The sequence below is a fragment of the Massilia sp. genome (assembly GCF_032106685.1).
Lineage (GTDB): Bacteria > Pseudomonadota > Gammaproteobacteria > Burkholderiales > Burkholderiaceae_D > Telluria.
On sequence record NZ_DAMCPG010000023.1, the window covers coordinates 38,353 to 53,692 of the forward strand.

General features: G+C 64.5%; 16 protein-coding genes. 15 read left to right on the forward strand and 1 reads right to left on the reverse strand.

Annotated elements, in window-relative coordinates:
* The 8 genes from RT688_RS13990 (at position 1) to nudB (ending at position 8,039) form a co-directional block, all read left to right on the forward strand.
* Positions 1 to 984 carry a Tim44-like domain-containing protein gene (locus RT688_RS13990; protein ID WP_313705463.1) on the forward strand — a complete coding sequence of 328 codons (984 nt, stop codon included), beginning with the start codon at positions 1 to 3 and terminating at the stop codon, positions 982 to 984.
* A 113-nt stretch (positions 985 to 1,097) separates the two neighbouring features.
* Positions 1,098 to 1,841 (forward strand): SCP2 domain-containing protein, encoded by a 744-nt coding sequence (locus tag RT688_RS13995; protein WP_409521917.1) that lies wholly within the window; start codon positions 1,098 to 1,100, stop codon positions 1,839 to 1,841.
* Positions 1,841 to 3,409, forward strand: coding sequence for a ubiquinone biosynthesis regulatory protein kinase UbiB (gene ubiB, locus RT688_RS14000; RefSeq protein WP_313705464.1), 1,569 nt, complete (start codon positions 1,841 to 1,843; stop codon positions 3,407 to 3,409). Before RT688_RS13995 ends, ubiB begins: the two co-directional genes overlap by 1 nt.
* Before the next feature lies 1 nt (position 3,410).
* A complete protein-coding gene (locus RT688_RS14005) occupies positions 3,411 to 4,007 on the forward strand; it encodes a methyltransferase domain-containing protein (RefSeq protein WP_313705465.1) in 597 nt (198 codons plus the stop codon).
* A 511-nt stretch (positions 4,008 to 4,518) separates the two neighbouring features.
* Entirely contained in the window at positions 4,519 to 4,839 is a 321-nt protein-coding gene (locus RT688_RS14010) for an FmdB family zinc ribbon protein (protein ID WP_313705466.1), read from the forward strand.
* A gap of 54 nt (positions 4,840 to 4,893) precedes the next feature.
* Entirely contained in the window at positions 4,894 to 5,481 is a 588-nt protein-coding gene (locus tag RT688_RS14015; RefSeq protein ID WP_313705467.1) for a DUF502 domain-containing protein, read from the forward strand.
* Positions 5,482 to 5,683: 202 nt separating this feature from the next.
* The gene (gene aspS / locus RT688_RS14020) at positions 5,684 to 7,486 is read left to right on the forward strand and encodes an aspartate--tRNA ligase (protein ID WP_313705468.1); all 1,803 of its coding nucleotides are present in this window, start codon (positions 5,684 to 5,686) and stop codon (positions 7,484 to 7,486) included.
* Between the two features lie 94 nt (positions 7,487 to 7,580).
* Positions 7,581 to 8,039, forward strand: a complete 459-nt coding sequence (gene nudB / locus RT688_RS14025) for a dihydroneopterin triphosphate diphosphatase (RefSeq protein ID WP_313705469.1) — start codon at positions 7,581 to 7,583, stop codon at positions 8,037 to 8,039.
* Positions 8,040 to 8,071: 32 nt separating this feature from the next.
* Here nudB and RT688_RS14030 read toward each other — a convergent pair whose 3' ends face one another.
* The gene (locus RT688_RS14030; protein WP_313705470.1) at positions 8,072 to 8,461 is read right to left on the reverse strand and encodes a hypothetical protein; all 390 of its coding nucleotides are present in this window, start codon (positions 8,459 to 8,461) and stop codon (positions 8,072 to 8,074) included.
* A gap of 331 nt (positions 8,462 to 8,792) precedes the next feature.
* On the opposite strand from RT688_RS14030, the gene RT688_RS14035 reads away from it, so the two are divergent.
* The 7 genes from RT688_RS14035 (at position 8,793) to RT688_RS14065 (ending at position 15,307) form a co-directional block, all read left to right on the forward strand.
* On the forward strand, positions 8,793 to 10,049 hold the full coding sequence (locus RT688_RS14035) for a hypothetical protein (protein ID WP_313705471.1): 1,257 nt from the start codon (positions 8,793 to 8,795) through the stop codon (positions 10,047 to 10,049).
* Between the two features lie 74 nt (positions 10,050 to 10,123).
* Positions 10,124 to 11,041, forward strand: coding sequence for a serine O-acetyltransferase EpsC (gene epsC / locus RT688_RS14040; protein ID WP_313705472.1), 918 nt, complete (start codon positions 10,124 to 10,126; stop codon positions 11,039 to 11,041).
* 609 nt (positions 11,042 to 11,650) lie between these two features.
* Positions 11,651 to 11,854 (forward strand): hypothetical protein, encoded by a 204-nt coding sequence (locus RT688_RS14045; RefSeq protein ID WP_313705473.1) that lies wholly within the window; start codon positions 11,651 to 11,653, stop codon positions 11,852 to 11,854.
* 144 nt (positions 11,855 to 11,998) lie between these two features.
* Positions 11,999 to 12,808, forward strand: a complete 810-nt coding sequence (locus RT688_RS14050; protein ID WP_313705474.1) for an endonuclease/exonuclease/phosphatase family protein — start codon at positions 11,999 to 12,001, stop codon at positions 12,806 to 12,808.
* A 3-nt stretch (positions 12,809 to 12,811) separates the two neighbouring features.
* Positions 12,812 to 13,972, forward strand: a complete 1,161-nt coding sequence (gene clsB, locus RT688_RS14055) for a cardiolipin synthase ClsB (protein WP_313705475.1) — start codon at positions 12,812 to 12,814, stop codon at positions 13,970 to 13,972.
* 62 nt (positions 13,973 to 14,034) lie between these two features.
* Positions 14,035 to 14,415 (forward strand): RNA-binding S4 domain-containing protein, encoded by a 381-nt coding sequence (locus RT688_RS14060; RefSeq protein WP_313705476.1) that lies wholly within the window; start codon positions 14,035 to 14,037, stop codon positions 14,413 to 14,415.
* Between the two features lie 280 nt (positions 14,416 to 14,695).
* Entirely contained in the window at positions 14,696 to 15,307 is a 612-nt protein-coding gene (locus RT688_RS14065) for a TetR/AcrR family transcriptional regulator (RefSeq protein WP_312551547.1), read from the forward strand.
* The last annotated feature ends 33 nt before the right edge of the window (positions 15,308 to 15,340 follow it).

The following is a 15,340-nucleotide window of genomic DNA, read 5'->3' on the forward strand; positions in this document are numbered from 1 at the left end:
ATGAAAAAATTCTTGGTTACGATGATGCTGGCGGTGACCGCCACCTCGATGATTGCGGAAGCGGTCGCGCGCCCGATGGGCGGCAAGCGCTCCTTCGGCCGCCAGTCGCAGACCGTGCGCCAGATGCCGGCCCCGGCGCCGGCGCCGGCCGCCCCGGTCAACCGCCAGGCAGCGCAGCCTGCCCCCGCCGCACCGGCCGCCGCCGCCGGCACCGCCGGCGCGGCTGCTTCGCAGGCCGCGAAGCGTTCGAGCCCGTGGAAGGGCATCCTGGGCGGCGCGCTGCTCGGCCTGGGCCTGGGCGCCCTGTTCTCGCACCTGGGCATCGGCGGCGCCATGGCGTCCATCCTGTCGTCGATCCTGATGTTCGCGCTGCTGGCGCTGGCCGTCATGTTCATCGTGCGCATGTTCCGCCGCAAGGACACCCCGGCCAACCCGTCCTTCCAGGGCGGCTTCAGCCAGCAGCCGGTGCCGGCCGGCGCCACGCCGCATATCGGTTCCGGTCTCGGCCAGGCGCAGCCGCAAGCCTTCCAGGCCCAGCAGCCGGTAGGCGGCCTGTCGCTGGACAAGGCGGCGCCGGTGGGCGCGGCCGCGGCGCACACGCCCTGGGGCGTGCCGGCCGACTTCGACACCGAAGCCTTCCTGCGCCACGCCAAGTCGTCCTTCATCCGCTTGCAGGCGGCCTGGGACAAGGGCGACGTCAACGACCTGCGCGAATTCACCACGCCGGAAGTGTTCGCCGAGCTGAAGACCCAGATCATGGAGCGCGGCGGCAATGCCGACTACACCGACGTGGTGTCGATCGACGCCCAGCTGCTGGGCATCGAGACCACCGCCACGGACTACCTGGCCAGCGTCCAGTTCAACGGCATGATCCGCACCGCGCCGAACGCGCCGGCCGAGCCGCTGGCCGAGGTCTGGAACATGTCGAAACCCCTGTCGGGCAATGGTGGCTGGGTACTTGCTGGCATTCAGCAGATCGCTTAGTAAATAATTCTTTGCAAACTTTCCCGTGCGCCGGGGTTTGTGCCCGGCAAACTGGTAAGATCGAAGCCGCCCGCGCTATCCCGGGCGGCTTTGTTTTTTAGCGACCATCATTCATGTTTCCGAGTCCAACTTTTCTCTCGCCGCAGCGCACGCTGAACGCGTCCGCAGTGGCGGCGATCAACCACTTGCTGGCCCAGGAGGACTGGGCGCGCGCGGCCTTGCGCCGCCATGCCGGCAAGCTGGCCTGCATCGATACCGGGCACCTGCAGCTGCGCCTGCGCGTGGGGGCCGACGGCTTGCTCGAGGCCGGCGAAGCGGATGCGGCCGCCAGCGTCACGATCCACGTCAAGCTGAGCGACCTGCCGCTGATCGCGGCGAATCGCGAGCGCGCCTTTTCCTATGTACGCATCGAGGGCGATGCCGAGTTCGCGAATACGGTCTCGCAGCTGAGCAAGGGCCTGCGCTGGGAGCCGGAACACGACCTCGAGCGCCTGTTCGGGCCGATCGGCGCTTCCCGCCTGGCCGGCGGCGCCCGCGGCGCGCTGGCGAATGCGCGCGCCACCGGACGCCGCATGGCGGAGAACCTGGCCGAGTTCCTGGTCGAGGAGCAGCCGGTGCTGGTGCGCCCGCACGAGGTCGAGGAATTCGGCGCCGACGTGGTGCGCCTGCGCGACGACATCGAGCGCAGCGCCAAGCGCATCGCCAGGCTGGAGCAGATGCTGGCAAAGGCCGCGCCTCCTCCGGCACCCCATGAAGTGATACTCCGTCCCACCCACGATGTAACGCTGCACACGGCGCAGAGCGGCGCCGTCATTCCGACAACCCGCCCCAGCGGGGACACTAGCCTGGATCCCTGATGATATTGAAATTCCTGCGCCTGCTTAAAATCTTCACGGTCGTCATCAAGTATGGCCTCGATGAAATCGCAATGTCCGGTCTCCAGGTGCCGCGCACCGCAAGACTGATCAACGGCATCTTCTTCTGGCGCAGGATCACGACGCCGCGCGCGATCCGCCTGCGCCTCGCGCTCGAGGAACTGGGCCCGATCTTCATCAAGTTCGGCCAGGTGCTGTCGACCCGGCGCGACCTGATGCCGCCGGATATCGCCAACGAACTCTCCCTGCTGCAGGACCGCGTCCCGCCCTTCGGCTCGGACCTGGCGATCGCGCAGATCACGCGCTCGCTGGGCGCGCCGCCGGACCAGCTGTTCGCCAGCTTCGACCCGGTGCCGGTGGCCTCGGCCTCGATCGCGCAAGTGCACTTCGCCACGCTGAAGAACGGCCGCGACGTCGCGGTCAAGGTGCTGCGTCCGGGCATGAAGAAGACCATCGACGAGGACATCGCCCTGATGTACATGGCGACCGGCGTGATCGAAAAGCTGTGGGCCGAGAGCCGCCTGCTCAAGCCGCGCGAGGTGGTCGCCGAGTTCGACAAATACCTGCACGACGAGCTCGACCTGATGCGCGAGGCGGCGAACGCCAGCCAGTTGCGCCGCAACTTCGCGGATTCCGATTTGCTGCTGGTGCCGGAAATGTTCTGGGACTATTGCTCGAGCAACGTGATCGTCATGGAACGCATGCACGGCATTCCGGTGTCGCAGATCGACCGCCTGGCGGCCGAGGGCGTGGACCTGAAAAAGCTTTCCAGCGATGGCGTGGAAATTTTTTTCACCCAAGTGTTCCGTGACGGCTTCTTCCATGCCGACATGCACCCGGGGAACATCCTGGTCTCGGTCGAGCCCGAAACCTTCGGGCGCTACATCGCGCTCGACTTCGGCATCGTCGGCACCCTGAACGACTTCGACAAGGACTACCTGTCGCAGAACTTCCTCGCCTTCTTCCGCCGCGACTACAAGCGCGTGGCCGAGGCCCACATCGAGTCGGGCTGGGCGCCGCGCCATACCCGCGTCGACGAACTGGAAGCGGCGGTGCGCGCCTGCTGCGAGCCGATCTTCGACCGTCCGTTGAAGGACATCTCGTTCGGCCAGATCCTGCTGCGCCTGTTCCAGACCTCGCGCCGTTTCAACGTCGAGGTCCAGCCCCAGCTCGTGCTGCTGCAAAAGACCCTGCTCAACATCGAAGGCCTGGGACGCCAGCTCGACCCCGACCTCGACCTGTGGAAGACCGCCAAGCCCCACCTGGAACGCTGGATGACCGAGCAGGTCGGCTGGCGCGGCTTCGTCGAGCGCCTGAAGGCCGAGGCGCCGCGCTATGCCCACATCTTCCCGCAGCTGCCGCGCCTGATGCACCAGACGCTGGAACGCCATTCGGAGCCGCATGCGGCCACCAACCATGAGACGATGAACCGCATGCTGCACGAGATCCGCCGTACCAACCGCATGCTCGGCTTCCTGGCCTGGCTGGCCGGCGGCGTGACCTCGGGCCTGCTGCTGGCGGCCGTGCTGAACCACTTCGGCGGAGCGTAAGGTGCCGGAATTCGCCAGCCGCGACCCGCGCACCCCGGGTTTCTGGGACGAGCGTTTCGCACAGGGGTTCACGCCCTGGGACCGCGGCGGCGTGCCGCAAGGGCTGCGCGACTTCGCGGCCCGCGCAAGCGCGCCGCTGGTCACCCTGGTTCCCGGCTGCGGCAGCGGCTACGAACTGGCTTTCCTGTGCGATGCGGGCTGGGACGCGGTCGCGATCGATTTCTCGCCGGCGGCGGTCGAAACCGCGAAGCGGGCGGTGGGGCCATGGGCGGGCAGGGTGGTCGAGGCCGATTTCTTTACGTACGCGCCGCCGCGCACGCTGGACCTGGTCTACGAGCAAGCCTTCCTGTGCGCGATGCCGCCGGCCCTGTGGCCGCGCGTGGCCGCGCGCTGGGCCGAGCTCCTGCCGCGCGGCGGCCTGCTGGCCGGTTTCTTCTTCTTTGGCGAGTCGCCGAAAGGGCCGCCCTTCGGCATCGCCCGTGCGGCGCTGGACGCACTGCTGCTGCCGCATTTCGAGTGCGTCGAGGATGCCGAGGTGCTCGACTCCTTGCCTGTGTTCGCCGGCAAGGAACGTTGGATGGTCTGGCGCCGCCGGTGATCTCCGTAGGGTGGGCAGCTCCATCGCGATACGTGAATCGACGCGTTGGGTGCGCTGCCCACGCGGCGATAGGTGGAGGCAAGATCATCGCACCCGATGTCGGAGCCGATAACGATCACCGCGTGGGCGGGGAACCCGCCCACCCTACGGAAAGCGCCACTCCCCGCACGCGCAAAAAAAACGCCCGCATCAGCGGGCTTTCTTAAATACAGCGTTCTTGTACGGCCATGCGGCGATTTACATCGCGCAAACTTCTGTTTCTTAAACCTGTCGGCCGGCGGACGCGCGGTCCGGCGGCGAAGTATGCTGTTGAGAAATCTATTTAAACATCTCAGTTGATGTTCAGCAAAGAAAAACTGACAGAATGCTGACGAAAAACAACACTGTCGCGCTGCCGGACAGCCCCCGGGCCCCAGTCGCCGCCTTGGGAGCAGGGCTTTCGGGGGAATCGGCAACTTCCGCGACAAAAGCTTTATAATTCAGGGTTTTGAAGATTTTTGCGGAGTATCAAATGCCGATCTACGCTTACCGCTGCGACGAATGCGGTTTTTCCAAAGATGTGCTGCAAAAAATTTCTGATCCGGTGCTGACGACTTGCCTGTCGTGCGGCAAACCCGCGTTCAAGAAGCAGGTGACCGCCGCCGGCTTCCAGCTCAAGGGCACCGGCTGGTACGTGACCGACTTCCGCGGCGGCAGCGCCCCGGCCACCGGCGCCGCGCCGGCCACGAACGCCGCCCCGGCCGCGGCCGCGAGCGACAGCACGACCAGCGCACCGGCGTCGACCGCACCGGCCTCGACCGCCAGTACCACCGGCGGCGGCAGCGCATCCTGACGTGCCATTTTCCTGCGGCCCGTGGGCCGCAGCAATAAGAATAACGAGAACTCGATGCGCAAATACTTCCTTACCGGCCTCCTGATCCTGGTCCCGCTGGCCATCACGGCCTGGGTGCTGAGCATGGTCATCGGCACGCTCGACCAGTCGCTGCTGTTCGTCCCGGAGCGCTGGCAGCCGCGCACCCTGTTCGGCACCGACATCCCGGGCATCGGCGCGATCCTGACGATCGCCATCGTTTTCCTGACCGGCCTGCTGACCAACAACCTGGTCGGCAACTACATCGTGCGCCTGGGCGAGCGCCTGCTCAAGCGCATCCCGGTGGTCAGCTCGCTGTACGGCAGCGTCAAGCAGGTGTCGGACACGCTGTTCTCGTCCTCGGGCAACGCGTTCCGCCAGGCCGTCCTGATTCCCTATCCGCATGCGGATTCGTACACGATCGCGTTCCTGACCGGCGTGCCGGGCGGCGACGTGAAGAACCACCTGGTCGGCGAGTACGTCAGCGTCTACGTGCCGACGACTCCGAACCCGACCTCCGGCTTCTTCCTGATGATGGAACGCAGCAAGGTCGTCGAGCTGGACATGACGGTTGACGCAGCCCTGAAGTACATCGTCTCGATGGGCGTCGTGGCGCCTGAGTAGTGGGACCTCGGAAAACCTACTGCGCGTTGTCCTGGCGGCCTGCGATGCTCGCTGTACTACTCGTACAGCTGCGCTTCTCGGCCACCAGGCCTGCCGCTCGCTACGGTTTTTCGAGGCCCTTTGAGCATATACAATAAACAGCAATATGAATTTGGCCGCCGATGGCGGTGCACCTGATACACCAACCTGGAATAGAGAAAATATGTCCTCCATGCGTACCAACTACTGCGGCCTCGTGACCGAAGAGCTGCTGGGCCAAACCGTCAGCCTGTGCGGCTGGGTGCACCGTCGCCGCGACCACGGCGGCGTCATCTTCATCGACCTGCGCGACCGTGAAGGCCTGGTGCAGGTCGTCTGCCATCCGGACAACGCGGAAGTCTTCAAGGCCGCCGAGCACGTGCGCAACGAGTACTGCCTGCGCATCACCGGCACGGTCGTCAACCGCCTGGAAGGCACGGTCAACGCCAACCTGAAGTCGGGCAAGATCGAGATCAACACCACGCAACTGGAAGTGCTGAACGCCTCGGTGCCGGTGCCTTTCCAGCTGGACGACGACAACCTGTCGGAAACCACCCGCCTGACGCACCGCGTGCTCGACCTGCGTCGCCAGCAGATGCAGCACAACCTGCGCCTGCGTTACAAAGTGTCGATGGAAGTGCGCAAGTACCTCGACAACCTGGGCTTCATCGACATCGAGACCCCGATGCTGACCAAGTCGACCCCGGAAGGCGCGCGCGACTACCTGGTGCCGTCGCGCGTCAACCCGGGCAACTTCTTCGCGCTGCCGCAGTCGCCGCAGCTGTTCAAGCAGCTGCTGATGGTGTCGAACTTCGACCGCTACTACCAGATCACCAAGTGCTTCCGCGACGAAGACCTGCGCGCCGACCGCCAGCCGGAATTCACCCAGATCGACTGCGAAACCTCGTTCCTGACCGAACAGGAAATCCGTGACCTGTTCGAAGACATGATGCGCGTCGTCTTCAAGAACGCCGCCGGCATCGACCTGCCGAACCCGTTCCCGGTGATGGACTTCGCCACCGCGATGGGCAAGTACGGCTCGGACAAGCCTGACATGCGCGTCAAGCTCGAGTTCACCGAACTGACCGAACTGATGAAGTCGGTCGAGTTCAAGGTTTTCAACAGCGCCGCCAACATGCCGAACGGCCGCGTGGTCGGCCTGCGCGTGCCGCAGGGCGGTTCGATGCCGCGTTCGGAAATCGACGCGTACACCCAGTTCGTCGCCATCTACGGCGCCAAGGGCCTGGCCTATATCAAGGTCAACGAGAAGGCCAAGGGCCGTGACGGCCTGCAGTCGCCGATCGTGAAGAACATCTCGGACGACGTCCTGGCGCAAGTGCTGGAACTGACCGGCGCCCAGGACGGCGACCTGATCTTCTTCGGCGCCGACAAGGCGAAGGTCGTCAACGACGCCATCGGCGCGCTGCGCGTGAAGATCGGCCACTCGGAATTCGGCAAGAAGGCCGGCCTGTTCGACGACGTCTGGGCGCCGCTGTGGGTGATCGACTTCCCGATGTTCGAATACGACGAGGACGGCGACCGCTGGAACGCCACCCACCACCCGTTCACCGCGCCGAAGGACGGCCACGAAGACATGCTCGAGACCAACCCGGGCGCCTGCGTCGCCAAGGCCTACGACATGGTCCTGAACGGCTGGGAACTGGGCGGCGGTTCGATCCGTATCCACCGCGAAGAAGTGCAAAGCAAGGTATTCCGCGCCCTGAAGATCGACGCCGAGGAAGCGCAGCTGAAGTTCGGCTTCCTGCTCGACGCCCTGCAGTACGGCGCGCCGCCGCACGGTGGCCTGGCCTTCGGCCTGGACCGCCTGATCACGCTGATGACCGGCTCCGAGTCGATCCGCGACGTGATCGCCTTCCCGAAGACCCAGCGCGCGCAGGACCTGCTGACCAACGCGCCGTCGGAAGTCGACGAGAAGCAATTGAAGGAACTGCACATCCGCCTGCGTAACGAGCCAAAAGTGGGCTAAGCACGCTCGGCCTGACGGCTGGGTAGAATAGGGGCCGGAACCTGTCGCTGACGGGTTCCGGCCTTTTTATTGTTTGTTCCACGGAGTAGCCAGCGTGCACAAGATTCCCGAGTCCGTCCTTGTCGTCATCCATACGCCCGATCTGGAAGTGCTGCTGATCGAGCGCGCCGACCGGCCCGGCTTCTGGCAATCGGTGACGGGTTCGCTCGACGCGCCGGACGAGCCGTTGCTGCAGACGGCCACACGCGAGCTGTTCGAGGAAACGGGGATTGTTGCAGATGGAGAAACAATCCGCTTGCTGGACTGGGGATTGTCGAATATTTACGAAATCTACCCGACCTGGCGCCACCGCTATGCGCCGGGCGTTACCCACAACACGGAACACGTCTTTTCCGTCTGCGTGCCGCGCGATATCCCGGTCGTGCTCAGCCCGCGCGAGCATGTGCAGTATGCGTGGCTGCCGCTGCTGGAGGCAGCCGACCGCTGCTTTTCGTCGTCGAATGCCGAGGCGGTGTTACAACTGCCGCGTCACCTGGCCCGCCGGAATGCTTGAGGCGCAGTCCGGCCAGGTGACGGGATAGGCGCTTAGCGCCAGCAGCTCAGGCGCATCGTTTCGTTTTCGCGTCCGACAATCTGCGTCGGCCGCTCGTTGCCGCAACGGTAGACGATGGTCAGGCGTTTCTCGGTATTGCGCCGCGGGTCGCCGCACAGGTGATTGCCGGCGACGACGAGACCGCCGTTGCGTTCGGCTTCCTGGCGCACCGCGCGCCGCGCATCGCACATCGCGCCGCGTACGCCGTACGTGGCTTCCTCGATGTACAGGCCGCCCCTGCCCGGACCGCGGCCGCCGCCATCGCGGGCGTCGCGCAGGCCGGCGGCGTAGCCGTCGTCGTAACCGCGGCGATACTCGGCGCTCTGCGCGAACGCGGCGGTGGAGGCAGCGCAAAGCGCCAGGATGGCGGCGCTGCGCATCATATGGTGGTAAACGGGTCGCATTTTTTTCTCCAGGATCTCTTGATGGGGTGCGCCAGCGCGGCGTCACTCCGCTCTGCACGTGGTGCTAGTTTGGCAGCAAAAGCAGTCGAAACTTGTCACTTTGGCTGTAAGAAGAGTTTCAATCTGTAAGTACCTCCCTGGCAAGCGCGCTCGCGTCTTTTTCATTTGCCTGGGTACGGGAGGGCGCATCCGGCGTGGTGCTGTCCTTGCGCAATCCCGCAACTGCCCTGTCATTTCGGCTAGTGAACATCGCCGGGAACGAGCGCTATACTGGTTGGCAACATTTCGCTCATCTCAGCAGAAGGTTTCCATGGGTCCTTTCGCTACCAGTCTCGCCGCGTTTCTCCTTGTCCTTGCCCAGGGCGCCGTCGCCCAGACACCGATTCCCGACGCTTACCTGGAGCGCCTGAAGCTGGCCGAAGCGGCAACGGCTTCCTTGCCGCCCGCCGCATTCGGCCAGCCTGGCGATCCAGCAACCGACAAGCTGGTGCTGGCGCATCGCAGCCCGCTCCAGCAGCTGGGGACGGCACGCTCCATGGTAGGCGATACCGAAGGCGCACAGGTCGCCTTCGATGCCCTGCACCGGCGCGAGCCACGCCATCCGCCCGGCACCGTACGCCAGATGGCCTTGCTGGAGAACGCCGTAGCGGAGGAGGCGATCGCGGCCATCGTGCGCGAAGCGCGGTCGAAGCGCATCGTGCTGATCAACGAAGCCCATCATGTGCCGCTGAACCGGGCCTTCGCCCAGCGCCTGGCCGCCGAGCTGAAGAAGATCGGCTACGACTACCTGGCGTGCGAGACCTTCAATGCGCTGGGCGCGCAGGCAGCCAACGAGAAGCGTTACATCGGCCGGGAGAATGGTTATTACACGGCCGAGCCGGTATTTGCCGGCTTCGTCAACGCGGCGCTGGCCGATGGCTGGAAGCTGGTCGCCTACGAGTATGAGGGTGGACACGATTTGCCGCCGCCAGAACAGATGCGTATGCGCGAAGAAATGCAGGCGCGTAACCTCATCGAGCGGATCTTCGCGAAGGACAAGGACGCGAAGGTGCTCGTTTTCGTCGGCTATGGCCACCACCAAAAGGCGCCGGAACCCGAGCCGAGGTTCGTCCTGATGGGAGAGCACCTGCGCCGCATGAGCGGCCTGCCGACGCTGCACATCGACCAGACCGCGTTCATCGCCCATCCCGACGCGGCGGACGAGAATCCGCTATACGCGCCGCTGCTGGCCAAGTACCCGTCGAAGGAAGCGATCGTTCTCAGGAACAGGGACGGTAGCTATCTAATGCTGCTGGGCATGGCCGGTCGCCTCGACATGCAGGTGATCCACCCACGCTACCCGATGCAGGATGGCCGGCCCGTCTGGCTGGCCACGCTCGCCGGGCGCAGCGCGGTGCCGGTGCCGAAGCAACTGCTGCCGGCCAGCGGCCGCCGCGTGGTCAAGGCGATCCCGGCCGCGGCGCCGCCTGATGCGGTGCCGACCGACATCCTGCTGTTGGAAGCCGGCAAGCCGGCGCCGGCCTTCATGCTGACCAAGGAGAAATACCGCTTCGAGACCGAGGATTGATAGACGCTGTTCGCATATAAGAATCTGTGATTAAAATCGTTCGCGTTCCGCCTGCTCTGGAGTAGTCTGGCCAAATGGACAACTACGACACGGAGCAGGCCGGCTCCAGCCCCTGGCACCTCGGCCCCATCATCGACGCGCTGCGTACCTCGCGCGAGAAGACCCACAACATCCGCCACCAGGGCCGCGTGCGCGAATTACCCTCGCGCACGGTGCTGCGGCAGGTGATCGAGGGGATCTCGGCGGCGCTGTTTCCCACCCATTACGGCCGCCCAGACCTGAACGACGAGAGCATCGATTATTTCGTCGGCGACACCTTGAACGTCGCGCTCGACCGCCTGGTCGAGCAGGTAAGGCGCGCCCTGCGCTTCAATCCGGAACTCGAGAACGTCGGCGAAGCCGAGCTGGCCGAACGGGCGCGCGCCATCACGCATGCCTTCGCCGCCAGCCTACCCGAGATCCGCGCGCTGCTGGTCTCCGACGTGCAGGCGGCCCTGGCCGGCGACCCGGCCGCCAGCTCGGTGGCCGAGATCATGCTGTGCTATCCCGGCACCATCGCCGTGCTCTACCACCGCCTCGCGCACCGCCTGCACCGCCTCGGCACGCCGTTCCTGGCGCGCCTGGCGGCCGATATCGCGCACACGCTGACCGGCATCGACATCCACCCGGCCGCGCAAATCGGCGCCAGCTTCTTCATCGACCACGGCACTGGGGTCGTGATCGGGGAGACGGCGATCCTCGGCCAGCGCGTGCGCCTGTACCAGGCCGTGACCCTCGGCGCGCGCCGCTTCCCGACCGACGAGCACGGCGCCCTGGTGAAAGGCGCGCCGCGCCACCCGATCGTCGAGGACGACGTCGTCATCTATGCCGGCGCCACCATCCTCGGGCGCATCACGGTGGGGGCGGGGTCGACCATCGGCGGCAACGTCTGGCTCACGCAAAGCGTGGCGCCGGGGAGCAACGTGACCCAGGCGCAGATGCGCGGCTGCTGAGGCGTTCTCCCAGGTCCGGCCGGATGCGCCATCGCCATTGCTCGATGGCGGTGCCGGCCGGCTGTAATTTTTTTCGATGCCGCGCCGTGAGCGAGGCAGCCGGCTCGCGTCCGCCTCATGCCGCTGCTACTTCGTTTTTTCCTCTCCGAACCGTCTTCATCAGGGTTTAAGGTTCCCTTAAGTCACCCTTACCAAAAAGTCAAACAGTTTATTTTATTAAGCGTAAATACAACAACCGGCAATCAGGCTCATTGCCGGATTTCAAGCACTTTCTTTCCTTAAGGCACTAACTTACCTGTCATTTTTACGAAGAGTCACTGATGACATGGCGAAACTTCGTCGGTTCTCGGCAAACTCCCCGTCAAATTGTGTCGAAGTACATGAAATATGCATAACAAGTGGAAAAATGTTATGGCGGAAACTTTGGTATTTACCTAACGAAATTAATTTTATGTGGAAAATTTCCAAAAGGAAATTCGTTATGTGAACTAGCGCACAATAGAATCTGCGTTTGACAATCGGAAATGGGTCGAATATTGTCAGCAGTTCGCGTCGAGCGAAATTTTAAAACTGCAACAAAGTCCAACCAACGGATTCTGGAGGAAAAGCATGGAACAATTCCAACCGAAGCACGAGGAAAAGGTGAAAGCCCTGAGCGTGGACGATGAATGCTTCTACATCGATCTCGAATGCGGATTACGCCTGAGCGGGCCCCGCCTGGTCGCCGTACCACTCTCGGAGGCCGAGAACCTGGCGGCACCCCGCAACGCCGCGCTGCGCTCCGACTGGGAAGCAGCCCCCGTGCTGGATTGATCCACAAAGGACGGGGAGCCTTCGGTCTACCCCGTACCTTATCGGGCAATGCGCCGACGGTGCGCGCCGAGGCCACGAAGGCGATGCCGCACGATTGCATATCGTTCCAAAATGTCACGGACTGATGGGGGTAGAATTGCTTCCATGAAGATTCGTGTCGCAACCTACAACATTCACAAGGGCGTCTCGTCGCTGCGCAGTACCCCACGGGTGCTGGCGCTGAAAAAAGCGATTGCCGAATTCAACGCCGATATCATTTTCCTGCAGGAAGTGCAGGGAAGACATGACCGATTCCAGGCGCGCTATGGCAACCACAAGCGCGAACACCGCATCTGGCCGGAAACGGCGCAATACGAGTACTTCGCCGGCGATTCCCATCACCATGCCTACGGCATGAACGCGGTCTACGACCACGGCCACCACGGCAATGCCTTGCTCAGCAGTTTCCGGATCGAGAACAGCCATAACCACGATGTCTCCGATCACGCCTACGAACAGCGCGGCATCCTGCATTGCGTGCTCGAAACGCCGGCCGGCCGCATCCATTGCTACGTCGTGCACCTGGGGTTGTTCGAAGGCGGACGCGGGCGCCAGACCGCCCAGCTGATCGAGGCGGTCGAGCAATCCTCCGACGGCGAGCCGGTCATTATTGCCGGCGACTTCAACGACTGGCGCAACACCCTCAGCGACCGCCTGCGCAACGCCCTGGGCGTGGCCGAGGTGTTCGACGCGCTCGGTCCGCGCTCGCCGCTGGGCGACATGGTGCGCAGCTGGGCCGGCCGCCAGCCGCGCCTGGCGCCGGCGCGCACCTTCCCGGCGGCGCTGCCCTGGTTCCGCCTCGACCGCATCTACGTGCGCGGCTTCAAGGTCGACAATGCGCAGGTGATGGCCGGCTCGATCTGGGCCAAGTTGTCCGATCACGCGCCGATCGTCGCGGAACTGCAGCTGGCCTAGCGTATGCGCACGGTCAGCTATGTAGCGAACAACGACGTCACCCTCCTCGAATCCGGACTCCAGCTGTTTCCGGCGATGATAACGGCCATCGATGCCGCCCAGCACGACGTCCTGTTCGAGACCTATATCTTCGCCGAGGACGAGGTGGCGCGCGGCGTCGAGGCGGCGCTGGTCCGCGCCGCCAGGCGCGGGGTCAAGGTGCGCGTGCTGGTCGACTGGTTCGGCACCGGGCACCGGGTCTGCTGCCGGCGCGCCGAGGCGTTTGCCGACGCCGGCGTGCATTACCGCGTATTCAATCCCTGGTTCAAGCGCGGCATTACCCGCACCCACCGCAAGATCGCCGTGATCGACCGCGGCATCGCCTTTGTCGGCGGCATCAACATCAACGACGACATGCTGTGCGACTACGACCCCTACCGGCCGCTGCCGGCGCCGCGCTGGGACTTCGCGGTGCAGGTGAAGGGGCCGCTGGTGGAGCAGATCCACCTGGAGGCGCAGGCGCAATGGACCCGTGCCGGCCACCTGAACCTGGTGCGCCGCATCGGCCTGTTCCGCGAGATGCGGCGCCAGCCGCCGAGCGAGGGCGCGCGGCCGATGCGCGCCGCCTTCGTGGTGCGCGACAACCTGCGCAACCGGCGCACCATCCAGCGTGCCTACCTGCAGGCGATCGGCCAGGCGCGCAAATGCGTGCTGCTGGCCAATCCTTATTTTGCGCCGGGCAGAAAATTCCGCGAGGCACTGGCACAGGCCGCGAAGCGCGGCGTCGAGGTCACGCTCCTGATCGGCGTCGGCGAATTCAAGCTGCAGGACGCGGTCGCGCGCTCCTTCTATCCGAAACTGCTGGCGGCCGGCATCCAGGTGGTCGAGTACCGCAAGACCCAGCTGCACGCGAAGATCGCGGTGGTCGACGACGACTGGGCCACCGTGGGTTCGAGCAATTGCGACGGCCTGTCGCTCTTCCTCAACCAGGAGGCCAACGTGGTGGTGCGCGACGCCGGCTTTGCCCGCGCGGTGCGCGAGCACATCCTGCGCGGGGTGGCGGACGGCGTGCCGATCCATGCCGAGGAGTTCGCCGGCATCGGCTGGGTGCGCCGTGCGTGCTATGGCACCGCCTATTTTCTCTATAAACTGGGTATGCGGATTTTTGCGATCGGCTACGCTTGACGGGGTCGAAAAAACGCCGGCCGCCTTCATATTGGGTTTTCGAACTTGTAACGAGGACCAGAATGGAAGACAACAACGTACGCATCGACAAATGGCTGTGGGCCGCGCGCTTCTTCAAGACGCGCTCGCTTGCCGCCGAGGCGGTCGACCGCGGCCGGGTGCGTATCGGCGGCGAGCCGGTAAAGCCGGCGCGCAACGTCAAGCTGAACGACAGGATTTTCATCGACAATGGCTCCGACCGCTGGGAAGTCGTGGTGCTGGGCATCTCCGACAAGCGCGGTCCGGCGCCGGTGGCGCGCGAACTGTACCGCGAGACGGAAGAGAGCATCGTGCGGCGCGAGAACGATTCCGAGGCACGCAGGTTGTTCCCCGAGCCGGGCAGCACGATCAAGGGGCGGCCGACCAAGCGCGACCGGCGGGCGATTTCGCGGGCGGGCGGGTAGTTTTCAGGTGGTGCCGCAGGTGGCATGCGTGGTTTGAACGCGTGGACGGGGAACCCGTCCACCCGACGCTGGCTTACGGAGCGCCACCTTGGATCGGAGGGATGTAGGGTGGACGGCTCTGCCGTCCACGCGTTCAGCCATCCTCCGCATAGCCCCGCGGCAAACCTAGAACCCGACCTCTAAGTTCCCGTTTGACATTCCACGGCCGATAGATAATAGTACGAGCGTTCGGATTTTTCGATTCACGCAGGGGACAGTCATCAACACTTCAGCCAAATTCATGCGCAAGGGCGAGCAGACGCGGGCAGCGATTCTCGATGTCGCACTCGAGCTGGCCAGCCGTAACGGCCTGGAAGGCCTGACGATCGGCCTGCTCGCCGATCGCATGAACATGAGTAAATCGGGCGTCTTCGCGCACTTCGGTTCGCGCGAGGACCTGCAGATGGAAGTGCTCAAGCTCTACCATCACCGTTTCGAGCAGGAAGTGTTTTACCCCAGCGTGAAAGAGCCGCGCGGCTTGCCGCGCCTGGAGTCGATGTTCGCGCGCTGGCTCAAGCGCGTGTCGGTCGAAATCGCATCGGGCTGCATCTATATCAGCGGCGCCGTGGAGTACGATGACCGTCCGGGCCCGATCCGCGACGCGCTGGTGGCAATGGTGCGCGCCTGGCAGGGCGCACTGCTGCGCGCGGTGCAGCAGAGTGTCGATGCCGGGGCCTTGCAGCCCGACACCGACCCGCAACAGCTGGTGTACGAAATGTACGGGCTGATCCTGGCCCTGCATCACGACGCGCGTTTCCTGCGCAGTCCCGGCGCCGTCGAACGCGCCCACCGCGGTTTCGCGCGGCTGATCGAGAATTACCGTAATCCCACTCAAGGCACTCAGGCGGGCTAAGTCCGCCTTCAGTCACAACACATTACCTTCGTC